Source organism: Ornithinimicrobium ciconiae, assembly GCF_007197575.1.
GTDB classification, from domain to species: Bacteria; Actinomycetota; Actinomycetes; order Actinomycetales; family Dermatophilaceae; genus Ornithinicoccus; species Ornithinicoccus ciconiae.
The window spans coordinates 1,399,471-1,423,191 of the sequence record NZ_CP041616.1 but is presented as its reverse complement, the minus strand read 5'-3'; the positions used below and the strand labels follow the sequence as shown (position 1 = coordinate 1,423,191).

Here is a 23,721-nt window from a genome sequence, read left to right as displayed (position 1 = left end):
TACGCGGCGGAAGGACGCACCGGGTGGGACCGGCCGGACGAGCGGCTCGCGACAGTAGCGTGAGACCACGCTCCATGCGGCAGATTGGGACGTTTGCGAGGTCTCCCAGTGTGTGCATAGTTATGCAGTCGGAGGTCCCAGTCGACGTAGCCTTCGACGGTTCGACTGAGCATCGGTTTGGCCAGCATGTCGCGCCGCGTCTGTCTGACGTTGGTGTCCGGAAGGGGATCCCCATGCGGGCCATCCGTCGGCGGCTGCTTGCCGGGTCAGGTACGCATTCCGCGTGGCACAGGCGGGACGTCGGTGATCGGCGTGGGCGGTGCCTGCGGCATGCAGCCGGCGACCTCACGTCTTTCACGGAAAACGACAAGATTGCGGTGCTGCGGGCGGGCCGCGGAGGCGACCAGTATGGCTTGGTAGCCGTCGCGGTGAAGCTGCTCGCCGATGACCTGGCACGCCGGCCACTGGCTGATGGTGGGAAGCGGCGGCGGTAGGCCGACCCTGCGAAGGCGGTCGTCATCATCGAGAAGTGCGACACGGTCGAGCTCGACCTGCCAACGCCAAAGATCTCGCGGCACGGCATGGGCGGGCGGCAGACCAGTTCCGGCCAAGGCTCGATACCACTCGGCCCATGCAGTGGCTTGCTCGTCGGCGAAGTACCAGGCCGCTATGACGCGGCCGTGCTGCCAGCGGCCATCTGGCGGGTCGGGCGGCTGGTAGAGCGGGTCGGCGTTGTGAGGGATGTGGCGTACGAAGACGCTGTGTAAGGAGTCTTCGTCGACGTCGAGGGTGGGCACTTACGCGACGGGCATTTCCTCGAGCGCCGCGACCAGCCTGGAAACGCTGCGGTAGTCCCCGTCGCGAATCGCGTCGACCGGACGCCGGTCATCGAGGCGGGCGATGGGCTTGACCAGCCAGACCGGGATGTAGGTGGAATCCATCACCTGGGCAAGCCGCTCGACCAGAGCGGTGAGTTGTAGGGCGCGGCTGGCATGCTCGCCTGCAGGCGCGCGAGTGCCGTTCCGCCAGCGACGCGCGCTGCTCGGGTCGCCCCCGGTCGCGTCGGCCAAGTGCGCGGCCGTCAGGTTGCCCAAGCGAGAGACCCGCGCGATCTCTTGGGCCAGCGAAGTCTGAGCCACCGTTGTCATGGGTCCCACGATAGCGCATGAGCACGCTGGAAGCACGCTATACGCTCGCATAACGCCGGTAGGTGACGGAACCGCGACCTTGCGTTCCGAGTCCCCGCAAGCGGATCCGCACCTGGGACTGGACGACGTGATGGACGCATGGAGCAGCGACCCGCTGTTCTACCCGGCGCGCTCGGGCGACCCGAGCAAGTGCCGACTGATCGGCTGCTACGAGGCGTCTTCGGGCCTTGCCACCTACCGAAGGGACCGTGATGAGCACTGACAACACCCCTCAGTCGATGACGCCCGAGCAGGAGTACGAGTTCTACGCCGACCCGCGTAACCAGGAGCCCCAAGGGCCCCCGCGCCGACGCAAACCTCCGTTGAGCACACCGGTGCCGGTGCGTTTCCGGCTGACCTGCTCGAGCAGGTCAAGCAGGCCGCAGAAGCTGATGACCGCTCGGTCTCGGCTTGGATCCGCCGCGCCGTCGAGCACGAACTCTCCCGCCCTGCCTGAGCATCTTCCCCTTGCTGCCTCACGCGGTCGGCGGCAGAAGCGCGTGCTGGGGCTTGGATGCTAACTCTGGGCATGGTGGTAGACACGTCACATGTCAGACGCCTCAACCATCGCGCTCCCAGTTCGGGACCGTGACGTTCGCGCCACGTTGCGCGTGCCGGCGCCCACCCCGAGCGGGGTGGTGCTCTTTGTTCATGGGAGTGGCGACGGCAGCGCGGACGGATTCGCTGACTACGCCGACAGACTCGCCGCCCTTCGTGTCGCATCCCTGGTCGTCGACAAAATTATGGACGGGTACGGACAGTTCCGACGGAACTACGACCAGCTCGCCTCGGACACGATAGATGCCCTGTCCTGGATCCGGCACCACTACGAAGTGCCAGTGGCGTTGCTGGGCTACAGCGAAGGCAGTTGGGTATCAATCCTGGCGGCGACCAGGCGCCCTGATCTGATTGACCGCCTCATCCTTTGCTCGGCGCCACTAGTGCCCCCGCGTCAGCAAACCGCTCACCACTGGTCAAACATCGCCAACTCCAACCCTTCACTGCTCCAGCGATGGCTCGCTCGTGTCCGTTACGGGCTGGGGTGGTCCATGCTCTCGGCCACCGACTATGGCCGCACCGACATAGTCACGTCTCTCGAGGACATCCGGTCGCCGGTGCGGTTAGTGCTGGGCCAAGACGACCCGACCATCGACGTGCCCGAAGCTGTGGCGGCATTCCACCGGCACCGACCGTACGACGAACCACCCTTGCTCGTTCCGCACGCGGCTCATTTCCTACCACCCAGCGGCGACTGGCTCGCACTGATCGCGAGCTTCATCGGTCAGAAGTAGCAACGGTCCGCCCGGGCGCGTCAAGGTCGCTGGCCCCATCACGAGCAGACACCACGCGCTGAACGCGGCATGTCCAGGCGGCCGCAGCCCGCGTCACTTGCGGCGGAAGGACGCACCCCGGAGCTATCAACCCGCCGCCGTGTTCTGTTGGAACCGTGAGCGCTCTGAGCGCTGCCTTCTTCATGCCCGTGCGCGATCCAGCCGGGGTGCAGGCGACGCTTCCCTCGCCTTGCACCCCGGCCACGGGTCACTACTTGACGCGCATCTGGATGCGCGTGCCCTCACCAATGAGCGTCGCGTAGTCGGTCAACTCGGGATCGGAGATCGATCCACCAATCCGAGCCCACTCGCGTCGGAGGACGGGCTTGATTTCAGAGACAGAACGTCCCCGGTAGCGGCGCGACAGGGAATCGAACATCTTCTGGTATTCAGAGGCGATGTCCGTGACGGCTCCCTGCGCCGCCTTCTTCAAGTCCCGCTCGAAGTTGCGGGACATCTCGAACTTGAAGCCCGAACCCATCGTCACACCCGCTGACTGATCGTCGTACTGGGGTGGCGCCGGGCCGTGGACTCCTTGACGAACCGCCCGGTGATGGACGACCGGTGGACGGTCCTCCTGTTGGACGTCCCGCGACCCATCCTCTCGGTCGAGGTTGTCCGAGGGCTTCGACGCGCAGTCGACGCTTTCACAAAGCGCCCGGTACGGGCACTCCTACTCGCGGAGCGTGCCATAGCAGCTCGCCTCCATTCTGGGCCGCAGCCCACTTGCGAGCACTACGCATGGAGCGACTAGAGTCGGAGTCCTAGTTCACCCAACTAGACGCCAGGCCCCGAGCGCTCCACCCCGAGCATTCGGGGCCTCGGTGCTCTGATAGCCAGTCTAGTCGCTACTAATGACAACCATGTAGTCCCGCTGTGGACGCAGGTCCACCCTCCGACACACGGGAGCGCGGTGGTAGCGGAGGTAAGACGCGGCTCGCCTGGGTCCCAGGGCGGCGAACGAGCGATGGCACGCTTACGCTCTGTGCATGAGGGGCGACGAGGAGCGAGTGATCCAGGCCTTCTGCGCCTTCTTGAGCTCGGGAGGATGGTCCGTGACGCGGGAGGTCTCGTTCGTCGACGTCGTCGCAGAGAAGGACGGTCGGCAGATCATCGCAGAGGCCAAGGGGCGAACTGCCGCGATGGGCTTGGACGTGGACACGATGTACGGCCAACTGCTGCGTCGGATGCCCGAGACGAGGCCGGACCCGGCTACCCGGTTCGCATTGGTGGTGCCGACAGAGGCGTCGGCGGCCGTCAGGCGCGTGCCTGGGTGGGTCCTGAATGAGCTCGCCATCGACATCTACCTTGTCGGGCCCGACGGAACCGTGACCGTTCCCGACTAGTGATCCAGCGGCGGCGATGTTGCGCGCCAGTACGGCCTGGTCGGGCGTTGGCGGGCCTAGAGCAGCGTCCGCTCGCGGCGAAATGATGCTGGTGAACGCAGGGTCCGGTGGGATGCAACATGCCATCACGGCGGTTCCTTCGTGATCGGTCCTTACGTAACGGGTCGGAGGCAGACCGCCGCCGTTATGCAAACGTGACATTGGGGATCTTTGCGGACAAGGCGTCGCCCAATACGATGGCTCACACACCATCGGTGGGAGGGGCATTTGCACCCTTATCTCCTACGCTAACGAATGGGGTCACGACGTGACTAAGCAGCGCCCCTCCATGGCCGTTTTGGCCGTGTCTATCCTTGCCCTCATCTTCACGATGTTCACCCAGATCGGGACGACTGATCAAGCGGTCGCTGGCCCGTGCGAGAATCTGAAATCCACAATCGACCTCGAGCATGCTGCTGAAATGGACGCAGCTGCGGGGACGACCGACGAGTATGGTCCTGTTGTCACCACTGATCTGGATGCCCTGGCTGCAGAAGCTCTTCCAGTGTACACAGGCGCCCTCTTCGATGACGACGACAATGCTGAAATGGATGACCTCACCGAGGCTGAGGCATCGTTGGACTGTTTCGCGGGCTTCACTTCTCGGAACTTCCGGAAGAACCTTATGAACTTGACAGGGAAAAGCACCGCGCAAGTTCAAGGCTTTGACGCACACCACGTGTTTCCTCAGAAATTCCAGGCAAGGTTTACTAAAGCGGGAATCAATATCCATCACCCCAAGTACGGTGCGTGGTGGAAATCGAGGCCGCATCAAGCGACAGCGTACGAATACAATAAGAAATGGGAGAACTTCTTCGCCAAGTACCCCAACCCCTCGAAAAGCCGCACCTTGACCTATGGACGGGCCTTGAATGCGAGCTACTCCCTACGTGGGTGGTTCTGACGTGTCCGCCCGCCCTAGACAGTGGTTTCTTTCCGTTTCTGGACTCTCGCAGTACGCAGACCGAATCGACGAGAAAACGTTCCGCATCGCCTATCCCCGCCGGCGAATTCCTGATTTGATTGAAGCGGGCGTGGGACCGAGACTGGCTTCACCGCGGCTCGTTGCCGCGCTTCGCGAGATAGGTGCGACCGGGTGGGACTCGCGACCCGTTGACCTGCATCGCGAGGGTGACCTCCTTCCAGGGTATGCCGAGCTCATCGTCCTTGGATCGTCCCCTCGCATCTCATATGCGTTCCATGACGACCACGTGCGTGAGGTCCGCAACAGTGCCGGCGTATGGTCCCCGGAACATGCCTGCATGGACCCAGCTGTTGACGGTTGGGATGGCTCAGATGTTTACCGTCCAGCCAACAGCGAGCATACGGTGGTCAGCGACCGAGTCGCCGAGGCTATTCTCCGGTCGAAGCTGCTCGTGGATTTGGACCAGGTGGGCCGTGGCCCCCTGCAATCTCTGCTCCTCGACATCGATCACCCGACCGCTGCTGCGGAGTGGCGCAAGCGTGCCGGGTTCCAGCCCGGTGAGCGCGAGGGCACCCCGATCTGTCCGCTACTCCTCCCCGATCAGGACTCCACCGGCTAACCGTCTAGCCTGAGTTTGTTCATGCCGTCGGTCGTCGCGAGTGGGCGTTCTGTTGACCGGCGGTGATGCTGTTCGGTGGGAGTGTTTTCACAGACTAACGGCGGGCGTTAGGGTCCGTGTGTGGCGTACATCAGGCCGTGCGAAAGGTATCAAGTTGGCAATCCCCTGAAACCGTAGAGACCTGATTTTTGTGGTTCCTGCTTCCCATGAGCGTGGGGGACCACGCTCATGGTTGACGGACCGCGCCCGGAGTGAGGGGAAGGGGGCGGTTGCTCCTGGTAGCCCATTCTGGGCGGTATGCAGCGGGCGTCGGTTCGTCCGCGCGGCACCGTCCCGCAGGACGAACCCCATACGGCAAACGTGCACTTGAGCGACAGGCACTCCGGCTGTGAAGGGCAGGTCACGTTCCTTTAGGCCCGTCCGGATAATCGCTCCGGGACAGGGACGTCATACGGCTCCCCTGCTGCCTGGCCGCGAGTGCTCGTCGCGACCGCAGACGTACGTCTCCACATGTCGTCGTCTCCCGTGCGCCAGTCCGCTACTTTGCACGGCAACGTCCATCGCAACGATCTGGGCCAAGTGTCGAGCCAGTGGGCGTGCAATCTTCGTCGCATCTCGACATGGGGAGGTTCCGTACCGCCTCTGCGACTGGAAGCGGCGCGTCGGAATGCTCACCCGTGTGTCGGCATACTCTCGCGGTCGACGTGGAAGGGCACCGCGTCGGTCACGGTTCCGGCATCGTCGCGGGAGATGCGCTCCCACCCCGTCGGGTCCGGCGGCAGCAGCCGTGCGACCGCGATCGAGACGTCGAGCTCGCTCACGCGATAGACGTCCGCGGGGATCGTGCCGCCGCTGGGCTGCTCCAGGACCGCTGTGTCGGTGCTGTCGCGGACCACCCAGACATAGATCTGCGGACCCGAGTCACCGTGGGACCAGCTGAGGGTCGAGCCCTCCCGGAACGCCACGTTCACGCCGCAGTCATAGACGGCGCGTTGCGGGTTGGCCAGGCACAGGCCCTGTCCGTCGACCACCATCTGCCAGTCGTGGCCGATGTCGAAGGTGCCGCTGACCTCGGTCACCCCGGCCGGCACCAGCGCCGGTCCGTCGTCCCCGGGCCAGGTGGCGACGGCGACGCCGCCCGCAGCCAGGACCGCGCTGGCCGCCACGGCACCTGCCCACTGGGAGCGGCGGCGCTGACGGCGGACAGCCCTGACGATCGGCTCGGCGGGCAGGGAGGGGGTCTGTGGGTCGAAGGCCAGCGCCTCGCGCAGGGCCTGCTCGGTCTGGGTGCTCATGATGTTCTCCCCTGGTGGGTCTCGATGAGGTCGGGCGAGCGGCGCAGCTTGGCCATCGCCCGCGAGGCGGTGCTCTTGACGGTGCCGATCCGGACGCCGAGCTGCTCGGCGGTCGCGGCCTCGGTGAGGTCCTGCTGATAGCGCAGGACGATGACGGCCCGCTCTCGCGGCGTCAGGTCGGCCAGTGCCGCCAGCAGCGCGTCCCGGTCGACCAGGCCGGTGGCATGGTCGGGCACCGCCTGGTCACGGTGGTCCGAGGGGTCGGCGACCGGTGTCTCACGCCACCTGGTCCGCCCGCCCGAGAGGTACTGGTTGAGCACCGCCCGCCGCGCATAGGCGAGCGGGTGCTCGATCTGGCGCTTCCGCCATACCTTGAAGACCTTTTCCAGCGCGGTCTGCACCAGGTCCTGAGCCTGGTGCAGGTCCCCGCACAGCATCCGGGCAAAGTGCACGAGCTGGGCCGACTGGGCCGCGACGAACACGGCGAAGTCGGCCTCACGCTGCTGGGAACTGCTCACACCCTCCTAGACCTCCGCGACGGCCGAAAGGTTCTGTCGCGTGCCGGACCGGCCTCGGCAGCGACCTACGAAACCCCTGCAAAAAGGCGTGACCGACCGACGAAACCACTCTCAAAATTGCTGGCGGAGCTTCTCACCCTTGGCGTGGGCCTGGTCGCGCAGCCCCACCGCGTATGCCGACAGGGCCTCCCGCAGGCGCCGCGCCTCGTCCCCGTCCCCGGCACCGAGCATCCGCACGGCCAGCAGCCCGGCGTTCTTGGCGCCGGCGATCGACACCGTCGCCACCGGGATGCCGCCGGGCATCTGCACGATCGACAGCAGCGAGTCCATGCCGTCCAGGTGCTTCAGCGGCACCGGCACCCCGATCACGGGCAGCACCGTCACCGACGCCAGCATGCCCGGCAGGTGCGCCGCGCCCCCGGCCCCGGCGATGATCACCCGCAGCCCACGCTCCTCCGCGGACCGGCCGTAGTCGATCATCTCCGCCGGCATCCGGTGCGCGGAGACGACGTCGGCCTCGAACCCGACGCCGAACTCCTCCAGCACCTGCGCCGCGGCCTCCATCACCGGCCAGTCGCTGTCGCTGCCCATGACCAGCCCGACGACGGGACGTGCGGTCTCACTCATCGATAACTCCCTGCAGGTAGTCGGCAGCGTGCCGGGCCCGTTCGCGCAGCGCCTCGAGGTCGCCGTCGCCGGTGACCGTGACGTGCCCGAGCTTGCGCCCGGGCCGCACGCCCTTGCCATAGAGATGGATTTTCAGCCCCGGGTCACGGGCCATCAGGTGCCGGTAGGTGGGATACAGGTCCGGGTGCTCCCCACCGAGCACGTTGGCCATCACGGTCCACTCCTGGCGCGCCGACGGGTCACCCAGCGGCAGGTCCAGCACCGCCCGCAGGTGCTGCTCGAACTGGCTGGTCACAGCCCCGTCGATGGTCCAGTGCCCGGAGTTGTGGGGGCGCATCGCCAGCTCGTTGACCAGGTATGCCGCACCACCGGTCTCCCCGTCGCGCACCTCGAACAGCTCGACGGCCATCACCCCTGTGACGCCGAGCTCGCCGGCGATCCGCAGGGCGGCCTCACCGATCCTGGTGGCCAGGTCGTCGTCCAGCCCCGGCGCAGGGGCGATCACCTCGGTGCAGATGCTGTTGGTCTGCACGGTCTCCACGACCGGCCAGGTCGCGGCCTGCCCGCTGGGGCTGCGCCCGACCATCACGGCCAGCTCACGGACGAAGTCGACGGCCTCCTCCAGCAGGACCCCCTCGCGCATCGGACCGTCCTGACCGACCAGCTCGAGCCAGTCGGTGACCTCCTCGGGTGAGGAGATCCGGCGCACCCCCTTGCCGTCATACCCGCCCCGGGGGGTCTTGGCGATAACCGGCCAGCCGATCTCCTCCCCGAAGGCGGCGACGTCGGCAGCGGTCTGGGCCGCGGTCCAGCGCGGGCAGGGGATGCCCAGCTCGGTGAGTCGGCGACGCATGACGATCTTGTCCTGGGCGTGCAGCAGCGCCTCCGGCCCGGGGTGCACCGGGACCCCGTCGTCAATCAGCGCGGAGATCACCTGCGGCGGCACGTGCTCGTGGTCGAAGGTGATCACGTCCACGTGGCGCGCGAAGGCGCGGACGACCTCCAGGTCGGTGTGGTCCCCGACCGGGGCGTGCGGGGTGACGAGGGCTGCGGACGCGGTCTCGGACTCGGCCAGGACCGACAGGGTGATCGACAGGTTGATCGCCGGCGGCTGCGACATGCGCGCCAACTGCCCCCCGCCAATGATCCCGACAACCGGGAAACCGCCTTCTGCGCGCCGTGGTCCAGGTGCCTGTGTCACGTCGGTCACCCTAAGGCACCGGCAGTATGCCGCTCCACGCCACCGTGGTGACCGACCCTTAGACCAGGGTCCCGGGCCGACCCCTCACATCTGGGTCCCGGGCCGACCCTCAGTCGGGCTCGCGTACCCGCGGATCCAGCAGGCTGAGTGCCAGCACGGCCAGCGCTCCCTCCGGGCACAGCCTGGGCGCCCGGATGTTGAGCACCTCGCGGTCCTCCTGCTCCACCTGCTTGACCCCCGCCTGGGTCCCGAGCACGGCCGCGACCGGCGTCGCCTCGTCGTCGTAGTGCAGGCGGGCGGCATCCCCCAGCCACAGCGAGTAGTGGAAGCCGTTCTCGCGCAGCTCGTCGCCCGCCTCGCCGCCGGGCTCGGAGGGCTCGACGCCTAGCTCCGCCTGGTCGATGAGGGAGCCGACCGTCACGGGTTCGGCGTCGTCGGCCTCACGCAGCCAGGCCGACGCGGGTGGCAGCACGGCACCACGCAGCTCGGCATCGAGGTGCCGGGCACACCGGCAGGCATCAGGAGAGGGTGCAGTCCACCCACGGGAAAAGGGCCACACGCGAGAAAGGTACCGCCTGGCGACCAACGCGCACCAGAGTCACGAGCGTCGGGTCACCCGAGTCACGAGCGATGGGGCGGGCAGAGTCACGAGCAGGCGGGTCACCCGAGTCACGAGCAGTCGGGCGGGCAGAGTCAAAAGCCGGCGAGTCAGCGCGGACCGGGGCTGACCGAGGAACCCAGCGACCCGGCATACACTCCCGTCGTGACCCACACCCGCCTGACGAGCGACACCGGGCTCATCGGGCGGATCCGGGGAGCCTATGAGGTGCTCGCCCGGGAGGTCGCCAAGTTCGGCACGATCGGACTGCTGGCGTTCATCCTGGACACCACGCTCTACAACTACTTTGTGTTCGGCCTGCCCGGCGGTGGCGACGGCCCGCTGCACGACATCCCGCTGCGCGCCAAGATCCTGGCGACCGCGATCGCGACGGTCTTCTCCTGGCTGGGCAACCGCTACTGGACCTTCCGACACCGGCGGACCGCAGCGGTGGCCAACGAGTTCCTGCTATTCGTGTGGTTCAACATCCTGGGGCTGGGCATCGCGGTCGCCTGCCTGGGCTTCTCGCGCTATGTCCTGGGCCTGGACAGCCAGCTCGCCGACAACATCAGCGCCAACGGCGTCGGCCTGGTCCTCGGCACGCTCTTCCGCTTCTGGGCCTACCGCACCTATGTCTTCAAGGGCGACGCGCTCTCCTAGACCATTTTTGGAGGGGTTTCGTCGGCGCTTCCCGCATTTTTGGAGGGGTTTCGTCGTCGTCGGTGCCTCCCGCATTTTCGGAGGGGTTTCGTCGGCCCCGCATCGGCTACTCCGAATTCACCCCCAGCGGCTCGGGCGCGCGCAGCCATGGGATCAGCCCGATCACACAGATCACCCCGGTGACCGCAAAAGCAACCCCGAACCCGACCGTGTCCGCCACCACCCCGACCAGGATCGGACCCACGATCGCGCCACCATCCTGCGACATCTGGAAGGTGGACAGCACCGTCCCGCCACTGCGCTCGTGCCCGACGACGTCAGCCACTGCCGCCTGCTGGGCCGGGTTGACCAGCCCCGCCCCGATGCCAGACGTCACCGACAGTGCAAACAGCACGGCCAGCCCGGTTTCGGTGGACAGGCCCGGACTCTGCGCCAGCCCGATCAGGCCGAACGAGACACCCATCACCGCCAACCCGGCGATGACCAGGGGACGTCGGCCCACCCGGTCCACCCACCGCCCGGAGAACTGCAGGGTCCCGGCCGTGCCCACCGCGCCGACGGCCAGCACCGCCCCGGCCACCCAGGGCTCATCGAGGACCGCGGCCGCCAGGAGCGGCAGCAGCGCCATCCGCACCCCGAAGTTCGTCCACCCGTTGGCCATCCCGGAGACCAGCACCGCGCGATAGACCGGCGATGTCAGGGCCTCCCGCAGCGTCAGAGCCGGCCGCGCGGCGGCACCAGGCTCGGGACGCAGCCGTGCCCCACCCAGCCCGATGCCCACGACGAGGGCGGCGAGGACCAGCGCCACGCCATACACGATGAAGGGTGCCCGCAGTCCGAACCCGGCGAGCGCACCACCCAGCAACGGACCGACCATGCCTCCGATGAGAAAGGCCGAGCCGTATGCCGACGAGACCCGACCGCGGGCGACCGGCGGTGCGAGGCGGACCAGCAGAGCCATCGCGGAGACGGTGAACATCGTCGATCCGATGCCGCCGAGCCCACGGAAGAGCAGCAGCTGGCCGTAGCTCTGCGCGAAGGCGGTCGCGAAGGAGGAGGCCGCGACCACGAGCAGCCCGGCGAGATAGACGGGTCGCTCGCCCAGCCGGGAGACGAGCAGGCCGCCGGCCGGCGCGAAGACGAGGCGGAAGAACGCGAAGGCCGAGACGATCACCGAGGCCGCGGCCACCCCGACATCAAAGGAGCGGGCGTATGCCGGGAGCACCGGCGAGACGATGCCAAACCCGATCGCGATGACGAAGGCGGCACCGACCAGGATCCAGATCTCGCGGGGGATCCTCGGTCGCACAGGCGCCGCAGTCGGGATGTCGCTCAGGGCGCACCCACCAGCTCGGCGAAACGGGCCAGGTCGATGTTGCCTCCCGAGAGGACCACGCCGACCCGCAGCCCGGCCGTGTCGGGCACCGCGCCGGACAGGACCGCGGCCAGGGCCAGCGCCCCGGTCGGCTCCACGACCTGCTTGAGCGTGGCAGCCAGCAGCTGCATGGACCCGACCAGCTCCTCGTCCGTCGCGGTGACGATGTCGGTGACGCCGTCGGCGATGATCGGGAAGGTCAGCTGCCCCAGGTGGGTGGTCTGGGCCCCGTCGGCCAGGGTGCGCGGGGTCTCGATAGTGACGATCCGTCCCTGGCGCAGCGACTGCTGGCCGTCGTCGCCGGCAGCCGGCTCGACGCCATACAGCCGGCAGTGCGGTGCCAGCGCCCCGGCCGACAGGATGCTGCCCGCCAGCAGGCCGCCCCCGCCCAGCGGGGTCACCAGCACGTCGAGCGGGCCGACGTCGGCCAGGAGCTCCCGGGCCGCGGTGCCCTGCCCGGCGATCACGTGCGGGTGGTCATAGGGCGGGATGACGGTCATGCCGCGCTCGGCCGCCAGCGAACTCGCGATCTCCTCACGGTCCTGGGTATAGCGGTCGTAGCGCACCACCTCGGCGCCGTAGCCCTGCGTCGCAGCGACCTTCAGAGCCGGGGCATCGTGCGGCATCACGATCACGGCGCGGGTCCCGGTCTCGCGCGCGGCCAGCGCGATGGCCTGGGCGTGGTTGCCCGAGGAGTAGGCCAGCACCCCGCCACGGCGCTGGTCCGCGTCGAAGGCGGACAGGGCGTTGAGCGCGCCCCGGAACTTGAAGGCCCCGACCCGCTGCAGGTGCTCGGCCTTGAGGTGGATCTCGCACCCGGCCCGCTCGTCCAGGCGCCGCGAGCGCAGCACAGGGGTCCGGTGCGCGCGTCCCTCGAGGAAGCCGGCGGCCTGCTCGACGTCGGCATAGGTGGGCAGGGTGACAGGTGGCACGCGCTCAGGCTAGGCCAGGAGGGCACTCGGTGTGCGCGCGGACGCCTTGCGGACACGTGGGCGGGTTGCGGGACTCGCGCGGACCAGCCCGTATGCCGGGTCGCCCCGCCGCCGGGAACCACCGGTGGCCTACCAAACCTCTCCAAAAAGGCGGGACACACCTACCAAACCCCTCCGAAAAGGCGGGATCCGCCGACGAAACCTCTCACAAAATGGTTTAGCGGACGGGGGCCATCGAGACGAAGAGGGCGAAGATCGCCGGCTCTGCCTGGGCGAGTTCGAGGCGACCGCCGAAGGACTCGGCCGTCTCCCGCGCCACGGCCAGACCGAGCCCGGTGCCGGTGCCGGTGGTGGCGCCCCGCTCAAAGATGGTGCGGGCAAAGTGTGGCGGGATGCCTGGACCGTCGTCGGTCACTTCGATGACCGCAGCGGGGCCGCTACGCCGGGCCTGCACGCGCACGTCCCCGGCACCGTGGGCCAGGGAGTTCTCGACCAGGGTGTTGAGGATCTGCGAGATGGCCGACGCGCTGGATCGCACGATCATGCCCCGCTCGATGGAGCAGCTGATCCGACGGTTCTCGCCGGCGAAGGCCGCCTCCCACTCCCTGGTCAGCTGGGTCAGCACCGTGTCCAGCGACACCGACCGACCGCCGTCGGCATGCCCCGCCCGGGTGCGGTGCAGCAGGTCGTCGACGACACCGGCCAGTCGCTCGGTCTGCCCGATGGCGATGTCAGCCTCGTGCCGCGCCAGCTCCAGGTCGGTGGACTCGCTGATCTCCTCCAGCCTCAGCAGCAGCGCCGCCAAGGGTGTCCGCAGCTGGTGTGAGGCATCCGCTGCGAAGGACCGCTCGGCGGTCAGCGCCCGCATCAGCGCGTGGTGGTTGCGATCCAGCACCCGGGAGAGGCTGTCGATCTCCTCCAGCCCGGAGGTCAGCGGGACCAGCTCCTCCGCTGTGAGCGGCTCCAGCGCGAATCCGCCCACGCCGTACTCCTCGGCACGCTGGGTCACCTGACGCATCGCCTGGGCCGCCCGGGCGGCGCGCCGCTCGGCCAGCCGGCGCACGGCATACCAGGTCAGGGCGAGGACAACCATGACCACCAGCAGGACGATGAACCCCAGGATCCACGCAGAGACCAGTGGTGAGTGATCCACCGCCCGCTCCCGCTGCAGCTTGAGCAGCAGGGCTGCGACCAGCCACGACAGGCCGAGGGAGAAGACCGCCGAGCCGATCCCGGCGACGACCGCGACCCACCGGAACTCCGCGCCCACCGCTCGGGCTAGCTCTCGGGCTCGTTCTCGAACCGGAAGCCGACGCCGCGCACCGTGACGATGTGCTTGGGATCGGCCGCGTCGTCACCGATCTTGCGCCGCAGCACGGAGACGTGCATGTCGAGGGTCTTGGTCGAGCCGTACCAGGCCGAGTCCCACACCTCGCGCATCAGGTCCTCACGGGAAACGACCCGCCCGCCCTCGCGCATCAGCACCCGCAGCAGGTCAAACTCCTTGGCGGTCAGCTGCAGCTCCTGGCCGCGGAAGAAGGCCCTGCGCGCCTTGGTGTCGATCGTGATCGGACGCTCCTCCTCGTCCTCGCGTCCCTCACCGCCACGGCGCAGCAGCGCGCGGACCCGGGCCAGCAGCTCGGCCAGCCGGAACGGCTTGGTGACGTAGTCGTCGGCACCCGCGTCGAGTCCGACGACCGTGTCCACCTCGTCGCCGCGGGCGGTGAGGATCAGCACCGGGCTGGTGAGTCCGTCACGACGCAGCTGGCGGCAGACGTCCAGACCGTCCACGTAGGGCAGTCCGAGGTCAAGGATCACCAGGTCGGGGGTCTCCTGGGCAGCGGCCTGCAGCGCCTTGCGGCCGTCGCCGCACACGTCAACCTCGTAGCCTTCGCGGCGCAGTGCCCGCGCCAGCGGCTCCGAGATCGTCTCGTCGTCCTCAGCAAGCAGCACCCTTGTCATGGGCTTGATGATACGTAGTCCTCTCTCGCTCGCCCCCGAGGTTCGCGAATTCGTGCTGTCCAGCGCGGCGCGTTCGCCGTCCCCACATGCTAGTGGCCCGGCCAGTTCGGCGGGCGCTTCTCAGCGAAGGCCGCCACCCCCTCGGCCCGGTCTGCGGAGAAGGCCGTGGCGCGCCAGCAGGCGTCCTCCACCTGCAGCCCGGTCTGCAGGTCGACGTCGGCGCCCAGTCGCATCGCGCGCTTGGCGCTGCGCACGCCCACCGGGCTGTGGCCGGCAACGACGGTGGCCAGCTCCAACGCGCGGTCGCGGGCCGTGCCTGGGGAGACCAGCTCATCGACAATCCCGAGCTCGAAGGCCTCCGCGGCGGGCAGCTTGGCGGCGGTGAAGATCGCCTTCGCCGCTCGGGACCAGCCGATACGGCGGGTGAGCAGCTGGGTGCCCCCACCGCCGGGGATAACGCCCACCGACACCTCGGGCAGACCCACCAGTGCACCCTCGCCGGCGACGATCACGTCACAGGACAGGGCGATCTCCAGACCCCCGCCGAGGGCAAATCCCTCGACGGCCGCAAAGGCGGGCACCGGCAGGTTGAGCACTCCGCCATAGGCCTGCTGGGTGAGCGGCCGCTGACGCATCAGGTCGGCGTCGGTGAAGGAGTTGCGCTCCTTGAGGTCGGCCCCGACGCAGAAGGCCCGGGGGTGCGTCGAGGTCACCACCACCGCCCGCACGCTCGGATCGGCCGCCAAGGCACTCGTGGCCGCAGTGATCTCCTCGGCGAAGGCGGTCGAGATCGCATTCATCGCCTCCGGCCGGTCCAACACCAGCTCGGCGACGTGACCGCCCTCCCCGTGCCGGGTGATCTGCAGCATCGTCGGGGCCCCGCGGGTCGTTGCGTCGCTCATGGGGCCAGGTTATCCACGGTGTGCGACAGCCGTCATCAGGCAGGTCGGACGTGCACGACGTCACCTGCGACATGGACGGTGCGGGCGCCGCCGCCCTCGACGACCAGCGCGCCGGACTGATCGACCGCCACAGCCCTGCCGGTGCGGGTCCCGCCCGCCGGCAGGTGCACGGCCACCTCCTGGCCGAGTGTCGAGCACCCTTGCCGGTATGCCGTCCGCACCCGTTCCGGATCCTCCTCCAGAACGCCCATCAGGTCGGCCAGGCGCTGGAGATAGTCAGCGACGAGTTGCTCGCGGGCACCCTCCGGGAGGGGTGCCCCGCCACCGCGGGAGAGTCGCCACGACGTCGCGGTGGCCACCGGCAGCTGGTCGCGCACCTGATCGATGTTGACGCCTGCCCCGACCACCACGACCGACCCGGCGGGCGTGTCGGGGATCGCCTGGGCGAGCACCCCACAGACCTTGTGCCACTCCCCCTCCTCCTGGACCAGCACGTCGTTGGGCCACTTGAGCACGGCGGGCACGGCATACCGGCTCTCCTGCAGTGCCTGCACGACGGAGAGGCCGGCGACCAGCGGGACCCACCCGATCAGGTCCGGACCCGGTGCGGGCAGGACAGCGCTGATCGCCACCGCAGTGTCCGGCGGGGCGGTCCAGGACCGGCCCCGCCGGCCCAGCCCACCACTCTGGTGGTCGGCGACGACCACACGTCCGGGGCGGGGGTCGCGAGCCGCCTCGAGGTTCGTCGAGTCGATGCTCGGGTGCCACTCGGAGGGCTCCCAGGGGATGCGGGCCATCGGGCCAGGGTAGTGACCTGCTCCGCTGCTGCCTCGTGCCCACTGCTCACCCCGCCGCCGCACACCCTCTGCCAGGAGCGGCTCTCCGCACAGTGGGTGTGTGACGAGGAGCGCTTCACCGACACAGCCTTCTTGGACCCGCGCCGTTGGGCCGCGGCGAGCACGGGATAAGTTGTCCCCCATGACCGCGGACTCTCAGGAAGCCACCGCACCCAACATCCACACGACGGCCGGCAAGCTCGCCGACTATCACGAGCGGGTCGAGGAGGCCGTGCACGCCGGCTCGGCACGAGCGGTGGAGAAGCAGCACGCCAAGGGCAAACAGACCGCCCGCGAGCGCATCGACATGTTGCTCGACGAGGGGTCCTTCACCGAGCTCGACGCCCTGGCCCGGCACCGCTCCACCGCCTTCGGTCAGGAGCAGAGCCGCCCCTACGGCGACGGTGTCGTCACCGGCTACGGCACGGTCGACGGACGCCCGGTGGCGGTCTTCGCCCAGGACTTCACGGTCTTCGGCGGCTCGCTCGGCGAGGTCTTCGGCGAGAAGATCGTCAAGGTGATGGACCTGGCGATGAAGGTGGGTTGTCCCGTCATCGGGATCAACGACTCCGGCGGGGCCCGCATCCAGGAGGGCGTGGTCGCCCTGGGTCTCTATGCCGAGATCTTCAAGCGCAATGTGCACGCCTCGGGTGTCATCCCGCAGATCTCCCTGGTGATGGGCCCGGCCGCAGGTGGCGCGGTCTACTCCCCCGCGATCACCGACTTCGTGGTCATGGTCGACCAGACCTCGCACATGTTCATCACCGGCCCCGACGTCATCAAGACCGTCACCGGTGAGGACGTCACCTTCGAGGAGCTCGGTGGGGCCCGCACCCACAACACGGTCTCCGGGGTGGCGCACTACATGGGCAGCGACGAGGCGGATGCCATTGACTACGTCAAGGAGCTGCTGTCGCACCTGCCCCAGAACAACCTGGAGGAGACCCCGGCCTTTGAGTCCGACGCCGAGCTGGAGGTCACCGAGGAGGACCTCGAGCTGGACACGCTGGTGCCGGACTCGGCCAACATGCCCTACGATATCCAGACGGTCATCCGGCACATGCTCGACGATGGTGAGTTCCTCGAGGTGCAGGCCCTGTTCGCACCGAACATCGTCTGCGGCTTCGGTCGGGTCGAGGGTCGCTCGGTCGGCATCGTGGCCAACCAACCAATGCAGTTCGCGGGAACCCTGGACATCAACGCCTCGGAGAAGGCCGCGAGGTTCGTGCGGACCTGTGACGCCTTCAACGTCCCGATCCTCACCTTCGTGGACGTGCCCGGGTTCCTGCCGGGCACCGACCAGGAGTTCGGCGGCATCATCCGGCGCGGCGCCAAACTGCTCTATGCGTATGCCGAGGCGACCGTCCCGCTCGTCACCGTGATCACTCGCAAGGCCTACGGCGGGGCCTATGACGTGATGGGGTCCAAGCACCTCGGAGCGGACATCAATCTGGCCTGGCCGACAGCGCAGATCGCCGTGATGGGCGCTCAGGGGGCGGCCAACATCCTCTATCGCAAGCAGCTGGCCCAGGCGGCCGAGGAGGGACGCGACGTCGACGCCGAGCGCGCCCGGCGCATCCAGGAGTATGAGGACACTCTGGCCAACCCCTACATCGCCGCCGAGCGGGGCTACATCGACGCGGTGATCGCCCCGTCCCAGACGCGCCTGGAGATCAGCAAGGCCCTGCGCACCCTGGCCACCAAGCGGGACACCCGGCCCCCGCGCAAGCACGGGAACATCCCACTGTGAGCGACCAGAGCGAGAGCCCGGACGGCATGAGCGCCACCGACACCGGTGCGGACACTGCCGCAGACACTGCCACCGGGGGCACCGACACCGCCACCGCCGACACAGATCACACATCTTCCACGCCGGTGCTCAAGGTCGTCTCGGGCAACCCCACTGCGGAAGAGGTCGCGGCCCTCACGGCCGTGCTGGCGGTCGTCGGCGGCGGTGACTCTGGCGAGGCGACAGCAACGCCGACTACGTCCCTGTGGGGGCGCTCGGCCCGGCTGCCCGCCCAACGTGTCACCCCCGGTCCGGGCGCCTGGCGCGCGTCGGCCATGCCGCACTGAGGGCGCACCGCACCCGACTACCACCGCACCCCGACTGCCACCGCGCCGCCGAGCGCCGCGCACGCTCGAACGTTGCCCGCGACGTCTGTGCCCACAGCGTGCCATGGCTCCGACACCCAAGACCACCTGTCAGGAGGCCTTCCTGTCAACACCCTCTCCATGAGGACAATCACCGCTATTCAGCGTCTTCAACGGGAAAATAACCGTTGTTTCACCTGTTTGACAGGATCCGGTGGCAGACATCCGAGCCTACCTGAGGTACTGTCCGAAGCATGGTCGCGCACAGCAGTAATCCGTGGCGCGCCCGACACTGCAACCCAGACACCGAGGGGACCCCGCACCCGCTGCGGCGCGTGCCCCACGCATCGACGGAGGAATGACAATGGCGTCCCGCTTCCGGGTCACATACGCGACCCTGTCCGCTGACAACGAGGACCTGCACGCCTGGTACGAGGAGGGGCTGGAGACAGCCCGCGGTTGGCTGGGCCGGCATATCACCCCCTTCGTCAACGGGGAGGACCGTCCCGGCGGGGAGACCTTCGAGGTGCACAGCCCCGTCGACACGTCGGTGACCCTGTGCACCGTCGCGTCGGCGACCACGGACGACGTCACGGACGCGGTGGCTGCCGCCAAGGCCGGCCGCAGCAGCTGGGGCAACACCGACTGGCAGGAGCGGGTGCGCGTCCTGCGCGCCGCCGCCGAGATGATCAGCGACCGCTGCGCCGAGTTCGCCGCCGTGATGACCATGGAGGTCGGCAAGAACCGCCTTGAGGCGCTGGGCGACGTGGAGGAGGCAGCGGACCTGATCCGCTACTACTGCACCCAGATGGAGAAGAACAACGGCTTCGCCAAGGACATGGACAAGCTGCTCGACAAGGAGAGCACCCGCAGCGTCATGCGTCCCTACGGCGTGTGGGGCGTGATCGTGCCCTTCAACTACCCGATGGCGCTGGCCGCCGGTCCCGCGGGCGGGGCCCTCGTCGCTGGCAACACCGTCGTCCTCAAGCCTGCCCCGCAGGGCACCTTCTCCTCCGCCCTGTTCATGGACTGCCTGCGCGAGTCCGGCGTCCCGGCCGAGGCCTTCCACCTGCTCCCCGGTGGGGACGAGGTTGGCCAGGCCATCGTGTCCCACCCGGACGTCGACGGCATCACCTTCACCGGCTCCTACGCCGTCGGCATGTCGATCTACCGCGAGTTCGCCACGGCATACCCCAAGCCGGTCATCTGCGAGATGGGCGGCAAGAACCCCACCATCGTCACCGCCAAGGCAGACCTCGACCTCGCCGCCCAGGGCATCACCCGCTCAGCCTTCAGCTTCTCGGGCCAGAAGTGCTCGGCCAACTCCCGGGTCTACGTCGAGCGGGAGGTGTATGACGAGCTGCTGGCCAAGATTCTCGAGCGCGCCTCCTCGCTCGTCATGGACGACCCCACCAAGCGCGACACCTTCCTCGGTCCGGTGATCGAGGAGGAGTCTGTGCGACGCTACGAGAAGGCCGTCGCCCACGCCCGCGAGGCAGGCACCATCGTGCTCGGTGGCGAGGTCGTCGGTCAGACCCCCGACGGTGTCCAGGGCCACTACGTCTCCCCGACGATCGTCACCGACCTGCCGCTGGAGGACCGGCTCTTCCGCGACGAGCTGTTCCTGCCCTTCCTGGCCATCGCACCGGTGGACTCCCTGGAGCAGGGACTGGAGCTGGCCAACGACTCCGACCTGGGGCTGACGGCTGGCTTCTTCTCCACCGACGAGGCCGAGATCCAGCAGTTCTTCGACACCATCGAGGCCGGCGTGGTCTATGTGAACCGTCCCGCGGGGGCCACCACCGGCGCCTGGCCGGGCGTGCAGCCGTTCGGCGGCTGGAAGGGCTCGGGCACCTACGGCAATGCCGGCGGCGGGCTCTACTACGTCCAGCAGTTCATGCGCGAGCAGTCGCGCACCGTGGTCGCCTGACTCATACCCGACCACCGGTCCACGTGACGAGACAGATCACGCGACCACCCGACATACCAGAGCACCCGAGAGGACCCCTGACCAGATGAGCGCCACCATGACAGAGACCGACCAGCAGGGCATCGACCCGGCCCGGCCAGTCCCGGACATCCGCACCGCCCTGCCCGGCCCCGAGGGGCAGAAGGTGCTGGACCGTGACGGGGCCGTGACCAGCCCCTCGCTCCCCCGCGCCTATCCCCTGGTCCCCAAGCGGGCCAGCGGATCGACGATGGAGGACGTCGACGGCAACCTCTTCCTCGACCTCAACGCCGGCATCGCCGTGAACTCCACCGGGCACACCCACCCAGCGGTGGTCGCGGCCATCAAGGAGCAGGCCGACCAGCTGCTGCACTACTCAGCGAGCGACTTCTACCTGCCGATCTACTCCCAGATGTGCGCCGCGCTGGCCGAGACCCTGCCGATGGAGGGGCCGACGCGGGTCTTCCTCACCAACTCCGGCGCGGAGGCGGTCGAGGGTGCGATCAAGCTGGCCCGCTATGCGACGGGACGCCAGCACCTGATCAGCTTCTTCGGCGCCTTCCACGGCCGGACCTATGGCGCGGTCAGCCTGACGGCGTCAAAGTCGAAGTACCACAAGGGATTCGGCCCCCTGCTCTCCGGGGTGCACCACGTGCCCTTCGCCTTCGCGGAGATCGACGAGAACGGTCACCGCAGCCACGACGAGGAGGCCACCTTCGCCGAGCTGGACCGCCTCTTCGAGACCGAGGTGGACCCCAGTGAGGTCGCGGCGATCTTCCTGGAGCCGGTGCAGGGCGAGGGTGGCTACATCGTCCCGCCGGCCTCCTGGGTGCAGCGCCTGCGCGCGCTGTGCGACGAGCACGGCATCCTGCTGGTCGCCGACGAGGTGCAGTCCGGCATGGGCCGCACCGGCAGGATGTGGGCGATCGAGCTGGCCGACGTCCAGCCCGACATCCTGATCAGCGCCAAGGGTCTGGCCTCCGGCCTGCCGCTGGGCGCCTTCGCGGCCCGGGCCGAGCTGATGGAGAAGTGGGGCGCCGGTGCGCACGGCTCCACCTACGGCGGCAGCCCCATCCCCTGCGCGGCCGGGCTGGCCACGCTGCGCACCATCCAGGAGGAGGGCCTGCTGGCCAACGCCACCACCATCGGCGACCAGCTGCTCACCGGGCTGCGCGAGCTGCAGGCCAAGCACCCCGAGGTGATCACCGACGTGCGCGGTGTCGGTCTGATGATCGGCGTCGAGTTCCGTGACGCGGCCACAGCCGCCGAGGCCCAGAACCAGGCCTTCCAGCGCGGACTGCTGGTCCTGGACTGCGGTGTGCGGACCATCCGCATGTCCCCGCCGTTGGTGTTCACCGCGGAGGAGGCCACCACCGCCCTGCGCGTCCTGGGCGAGGCACTCGCCGCGCTCGAGGCCTGAGCGGGGGCCCCAGGTGGGCGGACACGTCTTCGCCCGCGGCCGCGACCTTCCGGTCGCGGTCCGCGGGCAGGGGTGCGAGATCGTCGACGCCGACGGGCGGACCTATCTCGACGGCTCCGGCGGGGCAATCGTGGTCGGCATCGGTCATGGTGTCGCCGAGATCGGCGCGGCGATCGCCGCGCAGTCCGCGGACCTCGCCTACGCCCACGGCAGTGCCTTCACCGGCACGGCCCTGGAGGAGTATGCCGACCGGCTGGCCGGCATACTCCCGGTGCCTGACGCGCGGGTCTATCCGGTGTCGGGTGGCAGCGAGGCGGTCGAGACGGCGCTGAAGATGGCGCGCGCCTATCACCTGGCCCGCGGCGAGGACCGGCACATCGTGATCGGCCGGTCCGGGTCCTACCACGGCAACACCCGAGGGGCTCTGGACGTGGGCTCCCGGGACGGGCTGCGGGCGCCCTACCTTCCCTGGCTAGGTCAGGCAGCGCACACCGGCACGCCCTACGAGTACCGCTGTGCCTCTCCCGTGCACCCGCAGGCGTGCGGGCAGTGGCACGCGACCCAGCTGGAGAGCCTGATCGAGCAGCTCGGGCCCCAGCGGGTGGCGGCCTTCATCGCCGAGCCGGTGTCCGGTGCCGCGCTCGGTGCGTGTGTCCCACCGCAGGACTACTGGCCGGCCGTGCAGGAGGTCTGCGCCCGGCATGGGGTGCTGGTCGTGGCCGATGAGGTCATGACCGGCTTCGGCCGGACCGGCACCTGGTTTGCCAGCGAGCACTTCGGGTTGGTGCCCGACCTTTTGGTGGCAGCCAAGGGGGCGGCCTCGGGCTACTGGCCGCTGGGGCTGGCGGTGGCCAGTGGCGCCGTGCACGACACGATTGGTGAGGCCTCACTGACCCACGGGTTCACCTACTCCCACCACCACGTCGGGGCGGCAGCCGGCCTGGCCGTGCTGGACTATCTGACCGAGCACGAGCTGGTGACGGCCTCGGCGGTGCGCGGCGATCAGCTGGGCGCTGCGCTGCAGGCGCGGCTGGGCGAGCACCCCCACGTGGGCGACATCCGCGGACTGGGGCTGCTGCGCGCTGTGGAGCTGGTCGTGAACCGCGACACCCGGACACCGTTCCCGCGCAGTGAGCGGGTCACCGAGCGTGTCCTCGCAGCCGGCAAGGCGGCCGGGGTTCTGATCTATCCGGGCACGGGCTGCGCTGACGGCACCGATGGCGACCTGCTCGTGCTCGGTCCGCCGCTGGTTATCACTTCGGAGCAGGTCGAGCGGCTGGCCGACCTGGTCGCCACGGCCGTCGGTGAGGTCCTGCCCGCCTGAGCCGGTCTCCACACAGCCTCGTGGGTCAACCAAGCGCCCTCGGACTCCTCTGCGACGCTGGCGCGATGAGCAAGTTGTTCTCCATGAGCGTCGCGAAGGTCTACCCCCTCTATGTCGCCAAGCTTGAGCGCAAGGGGCGCACCAGGGACGAGCTGGACGAGGTCATCGCCTGGCTCACCGGTTTCGACACCCATGAGTTGCAGGGTCACCTCGACGCTGAGACGACGTTCGAGGAGTTCTTCGCACAGGCCCGCCTCAACCCGCACGCCGAGCTGATCACCGGTGTCATCTGCGGCATTCGGGTCGAGGACATCGAGGATCCGTTGATGCAGCAGATCCGCTATCTCGACAAGCTGGTCGACGAGCTCGCCAAGGGAAAAGCCATGGAGAAGGTCCTGCGCGCCCTACACGCCTGATCTCCACACTCTTCCGCCTTCCACCCTCACGTCCTCCCCGTCCCCTTCCACCTTCCACCTTCCAGCCTCACGTCCCCTTCCACCTTCCAGCCTCACGTCCCCTTCCACCTCCGCCCCCACCCCCTCTACCTCCTCTCGTCCGCTTACCCCTTGTCCTGACCAGGGA

The 23,721-nt window shown here is 68.5% G+C and carries 26 protein-coding genes; 12 read left to right on the top strand and 14 right to left on the bottom strand.

Annotated elements, in window-relative coordinates:
* Positions 1–266 precede the first annotated feature (266 nt).
* Complete coding sequence (locus FNH13_RS06600; protein WP_143782734.1) at positions 267–797, bottom strand: RES family NAD+ phosphorylase; 531 nt, start codon at positions 795–797, stop codon at positions 267–269.
* Entirely contained in the window at positions 798–1,148 is a 351-nt protein-coding gene (locus FNH13_RS06595) for a hypothetical protein (protein ID WP_143782733.1), read from the bottom strand.
* Between the two features lie 397 nt (positions 1,149–1,545).
* On the opposite strand from FNH13_RS06595, the gene FNH13_RS19960 reads away from it, so the two are divergent.
* Positions 1,546–1,644, top strand: a complete 99-nt coding sequence (locus FNH13_RS19960; protein ID WP_228266701.1) for a hypothetical protein — start codon at positions 1,546–1,548, stop codon at positions 1,642–1,644.
* 91 nt (positions 1,645–1,735) lie between these two features.
* The gene (locus FNH13_RS06580; RefSeq protein WP_143782731.1) at positions 1,736–2,479 is read left to right on the top strand and encodes an alpha/beta hydrolase; all 744 of its coding nucleotides are present in this window, start codon (positions 1,736–1,738) and stop codon (positions 2,477–2,479) included.
* Between the two features lie 250 nt (positions 2,480–2,729).
* On the opposite strand, the gene FNH13_RS06575 is transcribed toward FNH13_RS06580, so the two are convergent.
* Complete coding sequence (locus tag FNH13_RS06575; protein WP_143782730.1) at positions 2,730–2,999, bottom strand: hypothetical protein; 270 nt, start codon at positions 2,997–2,999, stop codon at positions 2,730–2,732.
* Positions 3,000–3,507: 508 nt separating this feature from the next.
* Here FNH13_RS06575 and FNH13_RS06570 point away from each other — a divergent pair.
* The 3 genes from FNH13_RS06570 to FNH13_RS18990 all read left to right on the top strand — a co-directional run bounded on the left by FNH13_RS06570 (position 3,508) and on the right by FNH13_RS18990 (position 5,447).
* Entirely contained in the window at positions 3,508–3,864 is a 357-nt protein-coding gene (locus tag FNH13_RS06570; RefSeq protein WP_143782729.1) for a hypothetical protein, read from the top strand.
* A 307-nt stretch (positions 3,865–4,171) separates the two neighbouring features.
* Positions 4,172–4,807, top strand: coding sequence for a hypothetical protein (locus FNH13_RS06565; protein ID WP_143782728.1), 636 nt, complete (start codon positions 4,172–4,174; stop codon positions 4,805–4,807).
* A 472-nt stretch (positions 4,808–5,279) separates the two neighbouring features.
* Positions 5,280–5,447 carry a hypothetical protein gene (locus tag FNH13_RS18990; RefSeq protein ID WP_165700038.1) on the top strand — a complete coding sequence of 56 codons (168 nt, stop codon included), beginning with the start codon at positions 5,280–5,282 and terminating at the stop codon, positions 5,445–5,447.
* A 671-nt stretch (positions 5,448–6,118) separates the two neighbouring features.
* Here FNH13_RS18990 and FNH13_RS06560 read toward each other — a convergent pair.
* The 5 genes from FNH13_RS06560 to FNH13_RS06540 all read right to left on the bottom strand — a co-directional run bounded on the left by FNH13_RS06560 (position 6,119) and on the right by FNH13_RS06540 (position 9,560).
* Positions 6,119–6,742, bottom strand: a complete 624-nt coding sequence (locus FNH13_RS06560) for a hypothetical protein (protein ID WP_143782727.1) — start codon at positions 6,740–6,742, stop codon at positions 6,119–6,121.
* Positions 6,739–7,260, bottom strand: a complete 522-nt coding sequence (locus FNH13_RS06555; protein ID WP_143782726.1) for a SigE family RNA polymerase sigma factor — start codon at positions 7,258–7,260, stop codon at positions 6,739–6,741. The genes FNH13_RS06560 and FNH13_RS06555 overlap by 4 nt, the downstream gene beginning before the upstream one ends.
* 111 nt (positions 7,261–7,371) lie before the next feature.
* Positions 7,372–7,887: a 5-(carboxyamino)imidazole ribonucleotide mutase gene (gene purE, locus FNH13_RS06550; RefSeq protein WP_143782725.1), complete on the bottom strand. Its 516-nt coding sequence runs from the start codon at positions 7,885–7,887 to the stop codon at positions 7,372–7,374.
* Positions 7,880–9,007, bottom strand: a complete 1,128-nt coding sequence (locus FNH13_RS06545; RefSeq protein ID WP_229576579.1) for a 5-(carboxyamino)imidazole ribonucleotide synthase — start codon at positions 9,005–9,007, stop codon at positions 7,880–7,882. Before FNH13_RS06545 ends, purE begins: the two co-directional genes overlap by 8 nt.
* Before the next feature lie 190 nt (positions 9,008–9,197).
* Positions 9,198–9,560, bottom strand: a complete 363-nt coding sequence (locus FNH13_RS06540; RefSeq protein WP_143782723.1) for a hypothetical protein — start codon at positions 9,558–9,560, stop codon at positions 9,198–9,200.
* A 291-nt stretch (positions 9,561–9,851) separates the two neighbouring features.
* Here FNH13_RS06540 and FNH13_RS06535 point away from each other — a divergent pair, with 291 nt between their 5' ends.
* Positions 9,852–10,346 carry a GtrA family protein gene (locus FNH13_RS06535; protein WP_228266625.1) on the top strand — a complete coding sequence of 165 codons (495 nt, stop codon included), beginning with the start codon at positions 9,852–9,854 and terminating at the stop codon, positions 10,344–10,346.
* 106 nt (positions 10,347–10,452) lie between these two features.
* On the opposite strand, the gene FNH13_RS06530 is transcribed toward FNH13_RS06535, so the two are convergent.
* From FNH13_RS06530 to FNH13_RS06505, 6 genes are all read right to left on the bottom strand, one after another.
* Positions 10,453–11,655: an MFS transporter gene (locus FNH13_RS06530; RefSeq protein WP_228266624.1), complete on the bottom strand. Its 1,203-nt coding sequence runs from the start codon at positions 11,653–11,655 to the stop codon at positions 10,453–10,455.
* Positions 11,656–11,678: 23 nt separating this feature from the next.
* A complete protein-coding gene (locus FNH13_RS06525; RefSeq protein WP_143782721.1) occupies positions 11,679–12,653 on the bottom strand; it encodes a threo-3-hydroxy-L-aspartate ammonia-lyase in 975 nt (324 codons plus the stop codon).
* Between the two features lie 217 nt (positions 12,654–12,870).
* Positions 12,871–13,923, bottom strand: a complete 1,053-nt coding sequence (locus FNH13_RS06520) for a sensor histidine kinase (protein ID WP_143782720.1) — start codon at positions 13,921–13,923, stop codon at positions 12,871–12,873.
* A gap of 8 nt (positions 13,924–13,931) precedes the next feature.
* Positions 13,932–14,615, bottom strand: coding sequence for a response regulator transcription factor (locus FNH13_RS06515; protein ID WP_143782719.1), 684 nt, complete (start codon positions 14,613–14,615; stop codon positions 13,932–13,934).
* 89 nt (positions 14,616–14,704) lie between these two features.
* Positions 14,705–15,517, bottom strand: a complete 813-nt coding sequence (locus FNH13_RS06510) for an enoyl-CoA hydratase/isomerase family protein (RefSeq protein ID WP_143782718.1) — start codon at positions 15,515–15,517, stop codon at positions 14,705–14,707.
* 35 nt (positions 15,518–15,552) lie between these two features.
* Positions 15,553–16,314 carry a biotin--[acetyl-CoA-carboxylase] ligase gene (locus FNH13_RS06505; RefSeq protein WP_165700037.1) on the bottom strand — a complete coding sequence of 254 codons (762 nt, stop codon included), beginning with the start codon at positions 16,312–16,314 and terminating at the stop codon, positions 15,553–15,555.
* Positions 16,315–16,495: 181 nt separating this feature from the next.
* On the opposite strand from FNH13_RS06505, the gene FNH13_RS06500 reads away from it, so the two are divergent.
* The 6 genes from FNH13_RS06500 (at position 16,496) to FNH13_RS06475 (ending at position 23,555) form a co-directional block, all read left to right on the top strand.
* Complete coding sequence (locus FNH13_RS06500; protein ID WP_143782716.1) at positions 16,496–18,103, top strand: acyl-CoA carboxylase subunit beta; 1,608 nt, start codon at positions 16,496–16,498, stop codon at positions 18,101–18,103.
* On the top strand, positions 18,100–18,429 hold the full coding sequence (locus FNH13_RS06495; RefSeq protein ID WP_228266623.1) for an acyl-CoA carboxylase subunit epsilon: 330 nt from the start codon (positions 18,100–18,102) through the stop codon (positions 18,427–18,429). Before FNH13_RS06500 ends, FNH13_RS06495 begins: the two co-directional genes overlap by 4 nt.
* Before the next feature lie 382 nt (positions 18,430–18,811).
* Entirely contained in the window at positions 18,812–20,377 is a 1,566-nt protein-coding gene (locus FNH13_RS06490) for an aldehyde dehydrogenase family protein (protein WP_202878879.1), read from the top strand.
* 97 nt (positions 20,378–20,474) lie between these two features.
* Positions 20,475–21,815 (top strand): aminotransferase class III-fold pyridoxal phosphate-dependent enzyme, encoded by a 1,341-nt coding sequence (locus tag FNH13_RS06485; RefSeq protein ID WP_143782714.1) that lies wholly within the window; start codon positions 20,475–20,477, stop codon positions 21,813–21,815.
* 13 nt (positions 21,816–21,828) lie between these two features.
* The gene (locus tag FNH13_RS06480; protein WP_143782713.1) at positions 21,829–23,139 is read left to right on the top strand and encodes an aminotransferase family protein; all 1,311 of its coding nucleotides are present in this window, start codon (positions 21,829–21,831) and stop codon (positions 23,137–23,139) included.
* Positions 23,140–23,204: 65 nt separating this feature from the next.
* Positions 23,205–23,555: a DUF2200 domain-containing protein gene (locus FNH13_RS06475; protein ID WP_143782712.1), complete on the top strand. Its 351-nt coding sequence runs from the start codon at positions 23,205–23,207 to the stop codon at positions 23,553–23,555.
* Positions 23,556–23,721 lie beyond the last annotated feature (166 nt).

Bases quoted from the DNA above. Each gene is read 5' to 3' on its own strand.
- FNH13_RS06595 (WP_143782733.1), bottom strand. From the start codon at position 1,148: ATGACAACGGTGGCTCAGACTTCGCTGGCCCAAGAGATCGCGCGGGTC.
- FNH13_RS06580 (WP_143782731.1), top strand. From the start codon at position 1,736: ATGTCAGACGCCTCAACCATCGCGCTCCCAGTTCGGGACCGTGACGTT.
- FNH13_RS06575 (WP_143782730.1), bottom strand. From the start codon at position 2,999: ATGGGTTCGGGCTTCAAGTTCGAGATGTCCCGCAACTTCGAGCGGGAC.
- FNH13_RS06570 (WP_143782729.1), top strand. From the start codon at position 3,508: ATGAGGGGCGACGAGGAGCGAGTGATCCAGGCCTTCTGCGCCTTCTTG.
- FNH13_RS06560 (WP_143782727.1), bottom strand. From the start codon at position 6,742: ATGAGCACCCAGACCGAGCAGGCCCTGCGCGAGGCGCTGGCCTTCGAC.
- purE (WP_143782725.1), bottom strand. From the start codon at position 7,887: ATGAGTGAGACCGCACGTCCCGTCGTCGGGCTGGTCATGGGCAGCGAC.
- FNH13_RS06545 (WP_229576579.1), bottom strand. From the start codon at position 9,007: ATGTCGCAGCCGCCGGCGATCAACCTGTCGATCACCCTGTCGGTCCTG.
- FNH13_RS06515 (WP_143782719.1), bottom strand. From the start codon at position 14,615: ATGACAAGGGTGCTGCTTGCTGAGGACGACGAGACGATCTCGGAGCCG.
- FNH13_RS06510 (WP_143782718.1), bottom strand. From the start codon at position 15,517: ATGAGCGACGCAACGACCCGCGGGGCCCCGACGATGCTGCAGATCACC.
- FNH13_RS06505 (WP_165700037.1), bottom strand. From the start codon at position 16,314: ATGGCCCGCATCCCCTGGGAGCCCTCCGAGTGGCACCCGAGCATCGAC.
- FNH13_RS06500 (WP_143782716.1), top strand. From the start codon at position 16,496: ATGACCGCGGACTCTCAGGAAGCCACCGCACCCAACATCCACACGACG.
- FNH13_RS06490 (WP_202878879.1), top strand. From the start codon at position 18,812: ATGGCGTCCCGCTTCCGGGTCACATACGCGACCCTGTCCGCTGACAAC.
- FNH13_RS06485 (WP_143782714.1), top strand. From the start codon at position 20,475: ATGACAGAGACCGACCAGCAGGGCATCGACCCGGCCCGGCCAGTCCCG.
- FNH13_RS06475 (WP_143782712.1), top strand. From the start codon at position 23,205: ATGAGCAAGTTGTTCTCCATGAGCGTCGCGAAGGTCTACCCCCTCTAT.